The organism is Cytobacillus sp. FSL W7-1323 (assembly GCF_038595015.1).
GTDB lineage: Bacteria > Bacillota > Bacilli > Bacillales > Cytobacillaceae > Cytobacillus > Cytobacillus kochii.
In genome coordinates, this window is record NZ_CP151998.1 from 2,027,372 (window position 1) to 2,040,833 (window position 13,462).

The following is a 13,462-nucleotide window of genomic DNA, read 5'->3' on the forward strand; positions in this document are numbered from 1 at the left end:
ACATATTTCTCATGTAATAAAAGGGGTGTAGGACATGGTGAAACAACTTTCGTGGAAGGTTGGCGGACAACAAGGCGAAGGAATTGAAAGTACTGGTGAAATATTTTCTATTGCATTGAATCGCCTTGGCTATTATTTATACGGATACCGTCATTTTTCTTCTCGTATCAAAGGGGGGCATACGAATAATAAAATTCGTGTGAGTACCTCTCAAACTCGGTCTGTTGCGGATGATTTAGACGTTCTTGTGGCGTTTGACCAAGAAACGATAGATGTCAATTATAAAGAGTTACATGATGGTGGGATTATCTTAGCAGATGCAAAATTTAATCCAGTGAAACCAGAAGATACAAACGCGCTACTTCTATCCATTCCATTTACACAAATGGCGACTGATCTGGGTACATCACTGATGAAAAATATGGTCGCTGTAGGCTCAACTTGTGCCGTTTTAAATTTGGATGTGGAAGTTTTCAAAGAAGTGGTAGAAGAGATTTTTGCTCGCAAAGGACAAGCCGTTGTAGATAAAAATATGGAAGCGATAAAAGCTGGCTATGATACAACAGTTGAACAATTAGGTAAAACAGATGGCTTGATGCAGTTGGATGAAGCGGATGGTAAGAAAAGAATGTTCATGATCGGAAATGATGCCATTGCTCTGGGTGCATTAGCTGCAGGAAGTCGATTTATGGCTGCTTATCCAATTACACCAGCCTCGGAAATTATGGAGTATCTAATAAAAAAATTACCTGAACTTGGTGGTACTGTTATTCAGACAGAGGATGAAATTGCTGCTGCAACTATGGCGATTGGTGCTAACTATGCAGGAGTACGTGCTTTCACAGCCTCAGCCGGCCCAGGATTATCTTTGAAAATGGAATCGATTGGCCTAGCGGGTATTACAGAGACACCATTAGTTATCGTTGATACTCAACGTGGTGGCCCGTCAACAGGTCTACCAACGAAACAAGAACAGTCAGATTTAATGGCTATGATTTATGGAACACATGGAGAAATTCCAAAAATTGTTCTTGCACCAAGTACAGTACAGGAAGCGTTTTATGATACTGCTGAAGCATTTAATCTAGCTGAAGAATATCAATGTCCTGTAATTGTTTTATCAGATCTACAATTATCATTAGGTAAACAAACAGTGGAACCGTTGAATTTTAATGAAGTAGAAATTCGCCGTGGGAAGCTGCAAGGCGATCTACCTGAAATAGATAGCAAAGAATATTTTAAACGTTATGAAGTGACGGAGGATGGCGTATCGCCAAGGGTAATCCCAGGGATGAAATATGGAATCCACCATGTTACAGGTGTAGAGCATGATCAATCTGGAAAACCATCGGAATCAGCAGCAAATCGTATTCAACAAATGGATAAACGGTTCCGTAAAATTGAAAATGTGAAATTTAATACACCAGTATATAAAAATGCCCCTCATGAAGAAGCAGACTTGTTATTAGTTGGTTTCATTTCAACAAGAGGTGCAATTGAAGAAGCGATTACTAGATTAGAAGCAGACGGTTTGAAGGTTAATCACGCACATATTCGTTTGATTCATCCATTCCCAACTGATGAGTTAATGCCGTTAGTTGCATCTGCTAAAAAGGTTGTGGTGGTTGAAAACAATGCCACTGGACAGTTAGCAAATATTATCAAAATGAATGTTGGACATGCGAATAAAATCATTAAATATAATAAGTACGACGGGAATCCTTTCTTGCCGCACGAAATCCATACAAAGTGCAAGGAGTTGTTCTAAATGGCTACGTTTAAAGACTTTCGAAATAATGTAAAACCGAATTGGTGCCCAGGCTGTGGTGACTTCTCTGTTCAAGCTGCTATTCAACGCGCATCAGCTAATGTTGGTTTAGAACCTGAAGAGTTAGCTGTAGTATCTGGAATTGGTTGTTCTGGACGAATTTCTGGCTATATTAATTCATATGGATTTCACGGAATCCATGGACGTTCATTACCGATTGCTCAAGGTGTTAAGATGGCGAATAAGGACTTAACGGTTATTGCTTCTGGTGGTGATGGGGATGGCTTTGCTATCGGTATGGGGCACACGATTCATGCTATTCGCCGCAATATTAATGTTACGTATATCGTAATGGATAACCAAATTTATGGCTTAACTAAGGGCCAAACATCTCCGCGTTCATCTACCGGTTTTAAAACAAAATCAACACCTGAAGGTTCCATTGAACAAGCGATTTCACCAATGGAAATGGCTTTAACGGCAGGAGCTACGTTTGTTGCACAAAGTTTTTCAACCGACTTGAAAGATTTAACTGCTCTCATTGAACAAGGAATTCAACATGATGGATTTTCACTTATTAATGTGTTTAGTCCATGTGTCACTTATAACAAAATCAATACGTATGATTGGTTTAAAGCGAACTTAACTAAATTAAAAGATATTGAAGGATACGATTCTTCCAATAGAGAACAAGCAATGCAAACCTTAATGAAACACGAAGGATTAGTAACTGGACTTATTTATCAAGACACAGAACGTAGGTCTTATCAGGAAATGCTACATGGTTATTCAGAGACACCGTTAGCAAAGGCTGATTTAAACTTAGATCAAGCGTACTTTGATAAGTTAGTAGAAGAATTTATGTAAATTAAATAAAAGACTTAAGAGAATCCATTGTTGATTTTCTTAGGTCTTTTTTATTCTTTATAGAATGTACGCCTATTTTTAATACTTTCCTACGAAAAAGAATAGATCAGGTGCATTGCTATTGTGTTCAATAGAAATACGCTTTATACTATAGTAATGTGTATAGAAATAATGGATAGAAATCGCCTACAGTATCATAGAAAGGGGCATGTCGTAAATGAATGAAAAACAAAGATTAGAAAGTCAACAAGTAAAGGTCGCAAATCCTGCGGACAAAAAATCCGAAAAGGATTACAGTAAGTATTTTGAACATGTGTATACAGCTCCATCTTTAAAGGATGCGAAGAAACGTGGAAAAGAAGATGTCAAATACCATAAGGATTTTGAAATACCGAGTGAATTTGCCGGCTTAGGGGAAGGTCGTAAGTTCTATATCCGTACATATGGATGTCAAATGAATGAGCATGACACGGAAGTAATGGCAGGGATTTTTATGAATTTAGGCTATGAACCAACTGAATCCGTAGATGATGCCAATGTGATTCTTCTAAATACTTGTGCAATCCGTGAAAATGCGGAAAATAAGGTGTTTGGTGAACTCGGACATTTGAAACATTTAAAACAGCAAAATCCTGATTTACTTATCGGTGTTTGTGGGTGTATGTCTCAAGAAGAATCTGTCGTTAATAAAATTCTTAAAACATATAACCAAGTAGATATGGTGTTCGGAACACATAATATTCACCGCTTGCCAAATATTTTACAAGAAGCTTATATGTCTAAGGAAATGGTACTTGAAGTTTGGTCTAAAGAAGGCGATGTGATTGAAAATTTACCTAAAGTGAGAAGAGGTAATATCAAGGCTTGGGTAAATATTATGTATGGCTGTGATAAATTCTGTACGTATTGCATTGTTCCTTACACAAGAGGAAAAGAGAGAAGTCGCAGACCGGAAGATATCATTCAAGAAGTTCGTCAACTAGCGGCAAAAGGCTATCAAGAAATTACTTTATTAGGACAAAATGTGAATGCTTACGGTAAAGACTTTAAAGACATAAAGTATGGTCTTGGGGATTTAATGGATGAAATTCAGAAAATTGATATTCCTAGGGTCCGTTTTACAACTAGTCATCCACGTGACTTTGATGACCATCTCATTGAAGTGCTTGCAAAAGGCGGCAACCTTGTAGAACATATTCATTTACCTGTACAATCAGGTTCGAATGATGTATTGAAAATTATGGCTAGAAAGTATACCAGAGAACAGTTTCTAGAGTTAGTACGCAAAATAAAAGAAAACATACCAGGAGCAACTTTTACTACGGATATAATTGTTGGTTATCCGAATGAAACTGAAGAACAGTTCGAGGAAACGATGTCGCTCTATCGTGAAGTAGGTTTTGAAGCGGCGTATACTTTTATCTATTCTCCTCGTGAAGGTACACCTGCTGCGAAAATGAAGGATAATGTACCAATGGAAGTGAAGAAGGAACGCTTACAAAGATTAAACGCGCTAGTAAATGAAATATCTGCTGAATCTATGAAGAAATACCAAGATGAAATAGTTGAAGTGTTAGTAGAAGGGGAAAGCAAAAACAACCCTGATACATTAGCAGGCTATACAAGAAAGAACAAGTTGGTAAACTTTAAAGGACCGAAGACAGCAATAGGAAAAATCGTCAAGGTGAAAGTGACGGATGCTAAAACTTGGTCACTTAATGGTGAGATGATTGAAGAAAAAGAAAATCTTGAGGTGAGCTAAGATGGCGAAGTATTCTAAAGATGATATTGTAAAGCGTGCAAGAGAACTAGCTGTAATGATTGCTGAAACGGAAGAAGTAGATTTCTTTAAACGTGCGGAAGCACAAATTAATGAGAATGAAAAAGTTTCAAAGATTATTACGCAAATTAAAGGTCTACAAAAACAAGCGGTTAATTTACAACATTATGGGAAAGAGGAAGCTTTAAGAAAAACAGAAGCGAAAATTGATTCTCTTGAAGAAGAGCTAGATGCAATTCCTGTTGTTCAAGAGTTTAAACAATCTCAAGTGGATGTGAATGATTTATTACAAATTGTCTCTTCAGCCATTTCTAACAGAGTGACAGATGAGATTATTTCGTCAACTGGTGGCGATTTACTATCTGGTCAAACCGGTTCACAATTGAAAAATTCAGGCTGTCAACATTAAGAATGAAATTGAAGGGTGATCACAAGTCGATGTGATCACCCTTTTGATTTTTCACTATTGATATCAGCAGCTTTTAGAAACTTGTTTTATAAGTTTATTGTTCTTTAAGAAAGGAAGTGTTTATCATGGATTACTTTAGACTTATGAATATATTCTTAGATTTCGAACTTCTTATTGTTGAATAGAATGATTATCAATATAGGTTAAATATGTGGATTTATCACCCTTTCCTTTATTGTGTAAGATGAAAATAGGGTCTTTTTTTGCTTGTTAAAAAATACATCACATTCAATGCAACCGTATTTATAACCAATTGCCTGCAATCCATAATCGCCCTTTTTAAAAGCAATAATACATCTGCATCGTTGTCGCTTTGGGCAATGATTGAATCGGTTGCAGCTGCACAACCTTTGTTGATGAAAAACTGTAAAGTTATAAAGATATTGTAAAAAAATAGTCTAAAGACCAGCAATAGTACCCAGCGCTGCTGATCTGTGCTTATTTAAACGGCTAATCTCACTTATGCATGTATCTTATTTGTTTCTATTGAGGCGTAAATTTATATCTCTAATTTTGCGCCGTTTTGTGAGAAATGAAAAAGTGTACTATAAGAAAACAATATAATTGGGAACAAACTATACAGTAAGGTGAAATTTGAGAATTCAAATTTTCTACAAGTGAGATGCGTTTTCAAGATATTATTTAACTGACCAATTAATCCTTCGTAAGACAACTATCACAATAACGCCACTTCTATCCTCGTATGATTAATTTAACAGCTACGTGACAATCAATACCGGTATTTGAACCAAAATTGAGAGAGAATGTTTCAAGAGGTTGCTGAAAAATCTTTCCTAGATTGGGCCCTTGCCCACCTCAGTCCGTAACAATCGCCCGTATGCGGCATATGATAAAGCATGCTAATGGATTTGGCTAATTGCCCACAAGAAAATATGTCGCACACTAGTCTAATATCCCGCATAGGATGAATTGAAAATGAATGAGGAGGGTTCGCTCGCAATGGGAGACTATAGAGAGATAATAACGAAGGCAGTCGTTGCGAAAGGACGTAAGTTTATCCAGTCCAATCACACGGTTTGTCCTCAACACCACCCATCTAGTATTCTTGGTGCTTGGATCATTAACCATAAGTACAAAGCGAAAAAGGTGGGAAATACTGTAGAGGTTAGCGGAAGCTTTGATATCAATATCTGGTATTCTTATAAAGATAACACGCAAACTGAAGTAGTAACAGAATGCGTGGAATACAAAGATGTAATCAAAGTGAAGTATCGTGATGAAGAAATCCTTGACGATATTGAAGTTGTTGCACGGGTCGTTCAACAACCAAACTGTATTGAAGCAACAATCTCTAAAAATGGCAATAAAATTATTGTACATGTGGAGAGAGAGTTTATTGTTGAAGTCATTGGAGAAACAAAGATTTGTGTAGCAGTTGCTGATGCTGGTGACTGCGAAGATGAAGATTGGGGATTAGAAGCAGAAGATGAGGAATTTGAAGACTTAAACCCAGACTTCATCATTGGAACTGAAGAGGAATAAAAACTAACTAGGAGGTTTTACTTCCTAGTTTTTTTCTTTTTTCAAAGTGTTGAAGAGTTAAGGCGGGTAAGAGTATGAAGCATTTCTAATCGTTTGTTGACTTTCAAGTATGATATAATGAGATAAGAAAATAATAGATTATGAATTATGTGGAGGAAATTATGGCAGCAACATATACGCCGATGATACAACAATATTTAAGGGTAAAGGCAGATTATCAAGATGCCTTTTTATTTTTTCGTTTAGGCGATTTTTATGAGATGTTTTTTGACGATGCGATTTCAGCATCAAGAGAGTTAGAAATTACATTAACAAGTAGAGACGGAGGAGCTGAAGACCGCATACCGATGTGCGGGGTACCTTATCATTCAGCCCCGAATTATATCGAACGCTTAATTGAAAAAGGCTACAAAGTAGCCATATGTGAACAAACCGAAGATCCGAAACAGGCTAAAGGTGTAGTCAAAAGGGAAGTTGTTCAATTAATTACACCTGGGACTCGGATGGAAGGTAAGGGGTTAAATGAAAAGGAAAATAACTATATCGCTACAGTAAGCGCATTTGAAGATGATACTTATGGTTTTGCATATAGTGATTTATCAACAGGAGAAACAAAAGCGACCATTATAACTGATGGTTTTACTTCCATTTTGAATGAGCTTTCAGTTTCTAATGCGAAAGAAATTGTCGTCTCTTCGCAGTTCTCAGATAAATGGCTCAAAAAGATGAAAGAGAGAATGGTACTGACCATTTCTATTGAAGACGATATCCAAACTCGGGAAGTGTTTCAGGAAAGTATAGCAAAGTTAGCAAATGATCGACTGCGTGAAACAGTAATGAGATTATATAATTATTTATACAAAACACAAAAACGTAGCCTTGACCATTTGCAACTTGCTGAAGTGTATGAAGTGAACCAATTTATGAAAATTGATTACTTCTCGAAGAAAAACCTAGAACTAACTGAAACGATGCGTTCAAATGGAAAGAAAGGTTCACTTCTTTGGCTGCTGGATGAAACGAAAACAGCGATGGGTTCGAGAATGTTAAAACAATGGATAGATCGTCCGCTAATTAATAAGGATGCCATTATAGAACGACAATCAATGGTGGAAACTTTCATGAATCATTATTTCGAACGAGAAGAGCTAAGAGATACTTTAAAAGAGGTATATGACTTAGAGCGACTTGCAGGTAGAGTCGCATTCGGTAATGTCAATGCTCGTGACTTATTTCAATTGCAAAAATCATTACAGCAAGTACCCAAAATAGGTCATGTAGTGAATCAGTTAACGAATGACGTTGCTAAACAGTTGGCAAATGAACTTGATCCTTGTGAGGATGTAACCGACTTGTTAGAAAGAGCCATTACCGATAATCCCCCGTTAACCATCAAGGAAGGGAATATTATTGCTGACGGTTTTAATGAAGCACTCGATCAATATCGTGACGCAACGAAAAACGGTAAAAATTGGATCGCTCAGCTTGAGAAGAGAGAGAGAGAGAAGACAGGGATTAAGTCATTAAAAATCGGATACAATCGTGTCTTCGGATATTATATTGAAGTGACAAAGTCTAATCTTCATCTGTTAGAAGAAGGTTTATATGAACGAAAGCAAACCTTAACAAATGCTGAACGGTTTATTACTCCAGAGCTAAAAGAAAAAGAGGCATTAATTCTACAAGCGGAAGAAAAATCGGTTGAACTAGAATACACATTATTCTTAGAGGTAAGAGAACAGGTAAAAGAGCATATTCCACGCATCCAGAATCTTGCCAAGCTTATAAGTGAATTGGATGTATTGCAATGTTTCTCTGTGGTTAGCGAACAGCGGCAATACCATAAACCGACCTTTTCTAGTGAACGGAAAATCGTCATTGAGGACGGGAGACATCCGGTTGTTGAAAAAGTGATGAATGCGCAAGAATATGTAGCAAATGACTGTTATATGGATGATGAAAGAGAGTTGTTACTTATTACTGGACCTAATATGTCAGGTAAAAGTACATATATGCGACAAATTGCTTTAACCTCAATTTTGGCACAAGTTGGTTGTTTTGTTCCTGCCAAACAAGCGGTGTTACCTATTTTTGACCAAGTGTTTACTAGAATAGGTGCGGCAGATGATTTAATCTCTGGACAAAGCACATTTATGGTCGAGATGTTAGAAGCAAGGAATGCCATTGTTCATGCCACAGAAAATAGTCTTATCCTATTTGACGAAATTGGTAGGGGAACGTCGACCTATGATGGAATGGCCCTTGCTCAGGCGATTATTGAATATATTCACCACCATATTGGGGCGAAAACATTGTTCTCAACGCATTATCATGAGCTTACTGTTTTGGCAGAGGAGTTACCCCATTTAGAAAATGTGCATGTAAGTGCAGTTGAACAAAACGGGAAGGTCGTATTTCTCCATAAGATTAAAGAAGGCTCAGCAGATAAAAGTTATGGTATACATGTTGCCCAACTTGCAGAGCTACCGGAGACATTGATTCAAAGAGCAAACGAAATCCTTACGCGACTAGAAGCAAAGGATTCAACAAAAATAAATGCAACAGCAACAAAAATAGACGTACAAGAAGAAGCGGTTGGCCAATTGTCATTCTTTGAAGAAGAAACGCAAGCGAAAAGAGGAACAAATATTGCAACAAAGGAAAGAAAGTTGCTTGATCAGCTAAAGAAACTAGACATTCTAGAAATGACACCGATGACGGCATTAAATACCTTATATGAAATACAAAAAAAATTAAAATAAAGATTGAAAGGGTGAATCCTAATGGGTAAAATCAAGCTCTTAGATGATTATCTATCAAATAAAATCGCAGCAGGAGAAGTCGTTGAGCGTCCAGCATCTGTTGTAAAAGAATTAGTTGAAAATGCAATTGATGCAGGCAGTTCTGTTATAGAAGTGGAAGTAGAAGAAGCTGGCCTTTCAAGTATCCGCATCATCGATAATGGAGAAGGAATAGCAGAAGATGACGTTCTCCATGCGTTCCACCGACATGCGACAAGTAAAATCCAAGACGAGAGCGACCTATTTAGGATTCGCACATTAGGATTTAGAGGGGAAGCGTTGCCCTCTATTGCTTCCGTTTCCAAAGTTGAATTGAAGACTTGCCATAGTGATATAGGTACGAGAGTGGTGCTTGAAGGCGGAAAAGTTGTAACGATGGAAAAGGCAGCTAGTCGTAAAGGTACAGATATTACCGTGTCAGATTTGTTTTACAATACGCCGGCTAGACTTAAATATATGAAAACGATTCATACCGAATTAGGTAATATTACAGATGTCATGAATCGCTTATCTTTATCACACCCGGAGATTTCATTCAGGTTACTCCATAATGATAAGCAATTGTTAAAAACAACAGGTAATTGTGATGTTCGTCAAGTTTTAGCGGCGATCTATGGTTTAAATATTGTCAAAAAAATGATTCCCATTCAAACTCAGTCCCTTGACTTCAAGGTTTCTGGTTATGTAGCGTTACCAGAAATAACGAGAGCTTCGAGAAATTATATTTCAACGATGATCAATGGTAGGTTTATTAAAAACTACCCTTTAGTGAAAGCGATTCAGGAAGGTTATCATACATTATTGCCGATAGGACGGTATCCCATTGTTTTATTAAACATTGAAATGGACCCATTATTAGTAGATGTAAACGTTCATCCTTCTAAAATGGAAGTTCGGTTAAGTAAAGAGCATGAATTAAACGAATTAGTAACGGCCACCATTAAACAAGTCTTTAAAAAAGAAGAATTAATTCCAAGTGGCTTTACCGAAAAGAAAATAATTAAGCCAAAAGATGAACAAACATTCCTTCACCTCGATCATTTACCTGAAAGAAAACCATTTAAAGAGATCGAGCAAGAAAGGAAAGAAACAGAAGTACAATTCATCCAAGAAGATTCAGTAACACCAAATCAACAAGTAAAAAATACGATCTTTGAAACGGCTCCTGCAATAGAAGTTTCTGCTCCACCTAAAGAAGTGGATTCACAAGAAGGAGAAAATATAACGCTTGCAGAAGAAGAGGAATTCGTGCTTCCTTCTAGAGTCCCAGCGATGTATCCTATAGGTCAAATGCATGGTACCTATATTTTTGCACAAAATGATAATGGTTTGTATATCATTGACCAGCATGCGGCTCAGGAAAGAATCAAATATGAGTTTTTTAAGGAAAAGGTTGGGAAAGTAGAAAGTGAATTACAGGAGCTTTTGATTCCAATGACCTTTGAATATGCGAATGACGATGTGATAAAGATTGAAGAATATAAAGACGAACTTGAAAAAGTGGGAGTTTTCTTAGAGGAGTTTGGCCACAACAGTTATATCGTTCGTGCGCATCCACAATGGTTTCCTAAAGGAGAGGAACAAGAAACGATTGTGGATATGATAGAACAATTGCTGAATATGAAACGAGTGGATATAAAAAAACTGAGAGAAGAAGCGGCTATCATGATGAGTTGTAAAGGTTCCATAAAAGCAAATCGCCATTTACGTAACGATGAAATTCAAGCATTACTTGATGAGTTACGACAAACGAATGATCCCTTTACTTGTCCTCATGGTCGCCCAATTATCATTCATTATTCTATATATGAAATGGAAAAAATGTTTAAGCGTATTATGTAAGACTTGCTTTAAAGAGACCTTTGTTTTAAGAAGGATACAGGAAATCAACTCTAAAACGCTTATGGTCACATAAAAAGAGAGAACCGCAAAATTAGTGATACGCGGTTCTCTCTTTTTTAATTATTTCGCATTGGCTGTTTGTAATTTGTCCATGTATTTTAATGATTTTCCTGTTCCAATTGCGACGGATTCTAACGGATTTGGAGCAAGGTGAACAGGCACATCAATCTCTTGACTGATCCATTCTTGCATACCGTTAAGTAAAGCTCCACCGCCAGTTAAAATGACTCCACGGTCAACGATATCACCGCTTAATTCAGCAGGGCTATCTTCTAATGTTGCTCTTAGTGCTTCTAAAATACTGAGTAACGCTTCTTTCATCGCATCCCTAATTTCAAAGGAAGAAAGCTCAATGGTTTTTGGTAAACCAGTAACTAAATCTCTCCCACGTATCTCCATTTTTAATTCATCATGGTTAATCAGCGCATGGCCAATCTCAATTTTAATATTCTCTGCTGTTCTTTCACCAATAAGTACGTTGTATTCTTTACGCACATACTGAATAATATCATCGTCTAAACGGTCTCCGCCAATACGGACGGAGTGGCAAGCAACTACACCACCGAAGGAAATAATCGCCACTTCAGTTGAACCGCCACCTATGTCAACTACTACATTTGCTACTGGCTCATCGACTGGCATACCAGCGCCAATTGCTGCTGCAACAGGTTCCTCAATAACGAAAACTTTTTTTGCACCGGCGTTTCGTACTGCGTCTTGAATCGCTCTTCTTTCAACACTTGTCGACCCGGAAGGTGTACATACAACAACACTCGGCTTTCTAATTGAGAAGCCACCAGCTTTTGCAGCTTTTTTCATAATATGACGTAACATTTCTGTTGTTGTATCGAAATCGGCAATTACCCCATCTTTTAGTGGGCGTATGGCGACAATTCGTCCCGGTGTTTTACCAATCATTTCTTTTGCTTCAGAGCCAACTGCAAGCACTTTTTTTGTTTCTGTATCAATCGCAACAACAGAAGGCTCATTGAGAGCGATTCCTTTTGCTTTACTATAAACAAGTATATTAGCTGTTCCTAAATCGATTCCAATTTCAGCATTTCCTATCATTATCAATCACCTAATTTCCTATAATTCTGCTTCGTCTCAATCCATTTTCATAAGACCATATTCATAAGACATCTTATCTTAAACTCCGCTTTTTATAAGGTAACATGAAACGACTATAGAAGCCTGAATGTAAATAAAACGTTATAAAAATGTAATCTCCACTGTAAAAAAGAATCGAATCCGCAATAAAAAAGGTTTAATTTGTAGAAAAAGGGTGAATAATGTTTGAGTATTGATTGTCTTTTTTCCTTCCTATGCTTATGGTACGATAAGGTAGAAATTGAAAGACTAAAAGGCAGTGTGAGTGAATGACAAATCAAAAAGAAAAAATCATTATTCTTATAGGACCTACTGCTGTAGGGAAAACAAAAACAAGTATTGAACTGGCAAAAAAATATAATGGTGAAATTATTAGTGGTGATTCCATGCAAATTTACAAAGGTATGGACATTGGTACAGCTAAAATAACGAAAGAAGAGACAGAAGGTATCAGCCATCATTTAATTGATATTAAAGAGCCAGATGAAAGTTTTTCGACAGCTGAATTTCAAACAATTGTCAGAGAAAAGATAACTGAAATCAGTAGTAAAGGGAAGTTACCCATTATTGTAGGGGGGACGGGACTATATATACAATCCGTTCTATTTGACTATCAATTTTCAAATGCCCCCTCAGATGATGATTTTCGATATCGCTTAGAGGAAAGGGCGAAAGTTGAAGGGAATGTTTGTATACATAAGGAATTACAGGTGGTCGATCCGGTATCTGCGGGAAAAATACATCCTAATAATATTCGAAGAGTGATTCGGGCTCTCGAAGTATACCATTGTACGGGAAAAACGATGACAGAATGGCAAAGTAAACAGGAACTTGAATCGGTATATAATGCCGCTGTAATCGGTTTAACAATGGACAGAGATCTTTTGTATAAACGAATTAATCAGAGAATAGATATGATGATGGATAATGGCCTATTGGAAGAGGTGAAAGGGTTTAGTGATAAGGGGTTGCAAAACTGTCAGTCCATGCAAGCGATAGGATATAAGGAATTCTACCCTTATTTTGATGGTTTGATTACTTTAGACGAAGCTGTTGATCAACTAAAGCAAAACTCACGAAGATATGCCAAAAGACAGCTAACCTGGTTTCGTAATAAACTGGATGTTAGTTGGATAGATATGAGTGAAGCTCTCGATTCAAAGGGTTTTCATAAAAAAATAAATGAAATTTATGTAACGATTGAAGGAAAGCTGAAAATTAAATCGAATACATAATAATAGAGATAAAAGAGGAGGATTTGT

9 protein-coding genes are annotated in these 13,462 nt (G+C 37.0%); 8 read left to right on the forward strand and 1 reads right to left on the reverse strand.

Features of this window, described 5'->3' with window-relative positions; translation table 11 throughout:
- Positions 1-34: 34 nt before the first annotated feature.
- The 7 genes from MKX67_RS10515 (at position 35) to mutL (ending at position 11,030) form a co-directional block, all read left to right on the forward strand.
- A complete protein-coding gene (locus tag MKX67_RS10515; protein ID WP_322909245.1) occupies positions 35-1,768 on the forward strand; it encodes a 2-oxoacid:acceptor oxidoreductase subunit alpha in 1,734 nt (577 codons plus the stop codon).
- Positions 1,769-2,635: a 2-oxoacid:ferredoxin oxidoreductase subunit beta gene (locus MKX67_RS10520; RefSeq protein WP_322909246.1), complete on the forward strand. Its 867-nt coding sequence runs from the start codon at positions 1,769-1,771 to the stop codon at positions 2,633-2,635.
- Positions 2,636-2,852: 217 nt separating this feature from the next.
- Positions 2,853-4,397, forward strand: a complete 1,545-nt coding sequence (miaB, locus tag MKX67_RS10525; protein WP_322909248.1) for a tRNA (N6-isopentenyl adenosine(37)-C2)-methylthiotransferase MiaB — start codon at positions 2,853-2,855, stop codon at positions 4,395-4,397.
- A gap of 1 nt (position 4,398) precedes the next feature.
- Positions 4,399-4,824 (forward strand): RicAFT regulatory complex protein RicA family protein, encoded by a 426-nt coding sequence (locus MKX67_RS10530; protein WP_095369453.1) that lies wholly within the window; start codon positions 4,399-4,401, stop codon positions 4,822-4,824.
- 1,020 nt (positions 4,825-5,844) lie between these two features.
- Positions 5,845-6,387, forward strand: a complete 543-nt coding sequence (locus tag MKX67_RS10535; RefSeq protein ID WP_095369452.1) for an outer spore coat protein CotE — start codon at positions 5,845-5,847, stop codon at positions 6,385-6,387.
- Between the two features lie 161 nt (positions 6,388-6,548).
- Complete coding sequence (mutS, locus tag MKX67_RS10540) at positions 6,549-9,149, forward strand: DNA mismatch repair protein MutS (RefSeq protein WP_322909249.1); 2,601 nt, start codon at positions 6,549-6,551, stop codon at positions 9,147-9,149.
- Between the two features lie 21 nt (positions 9,150-9,170).
- Positions 9,171-11,030, forward strand: a complete 1,860-nt coding sequence (mutL, locus tag MKX67_RS10545; RefSeq protein ID WP_095369450.1) for a DNA mismatch repair endonuclease MutL — start codon at positions 9,171-9,173, stop codon at positions 11,028-11,030.
- A gap of 120 nt (positions 11,031-11,150) precedes the next feature.
- On the opposite strand, the gene mreBH is transcribed toward mutL, so the two are convergent.
- Positions 11,151-12,161, reverse strand: a complete 1,011-nt coding sequence (gene mreBH / locus MKX67_RS10550; protein WP_095369449.1) for a rod-share determining protein MreBH — start codon at positions 12,159-12,161, stop codon at positions 11,151-11,153.
- Between the two features lie 308 nt (positions 12,162-12,469).
- On the opposite strand from mreBH, the gene miaA reads away from it, so the two are divergent.
- A complete protein-coding gene (miaA, locus tag MKX67_RS10555) occupies positions 12,470-13,435 on the forward strand; it encodes a tRNA (adenosine(37)-N6)-dimethylallyltransferase MiaA (RefSeq protein ID WP_095369448.1) in 966 nt (321 codons plus the stop codon).
- Positions 13,436-13,462 lie beyond the last annotated feature (27 nt).

Excerpts from the sequence above, each read along its gene's own strand:
- MKX67_RS10515 (WP_322909245.1), top strand. The coding sequence starts at position 35 with ATGGTGAAACAACTTTCGTGGAAGGTTGGCGGACAACAAGGCGAAGGA.
- MKX67_RS10520 (WP_322909246.1), top strand. The coding sequence starts at position 1,769 with ATGGCTACGTTTAAAGACTTTCGAAATAATGTAAAACCGAATTGGTGC.
- miaB (WP_322909248.1), top strand. The coding sequence starts at position 2,853 with ATGAATGAAAAACAAAGATTAGAAAGTCAACAAGTAAAGGTCGCAAAT.
- MKX67_RS10530 (WP_095369453.1), top strand. The coding sequence starts at position 4,399 with ATGGCGAAGTATTCTAAAGATGATATTGTAAAGCGTGCAAGAGAACTA.
- MKX67_RS10535 (WP_095369452.1), top strand. The coding sequence starts at position 5,845 with ATGGGAGACTATAGAGAGATAATAACGAAGGCAGTCGTTGCGAAAGGA.
- mutS (WP_322909249.1), top strand. The coding sequence starts at position 6,549 with ATGGCAGCAACATATACGCCGATGATACAACAATATTTAAGGGTAAAG.
- mutL (WP_095369450.1), top strand. The coding sequence starts at position 9,171 with ATGGGTAAAATCAAGCTCTTAGATGATTATCTATCAAATAAAATCGCA.
- mreBH (WP_095369449.1), bottom strand. The coding sequence starts at position 12,161 with ATGATAGGAAATGCTGAAATTGGAATCGATTTAGGAACAGCTAATATA.
- miaA (WP_095369448.1), top strand. The coding sequence starts at position 12,470 with ATGACAAATCAAAAAGAAAAAATCATTATTCTTATAGGACCTACTGCT.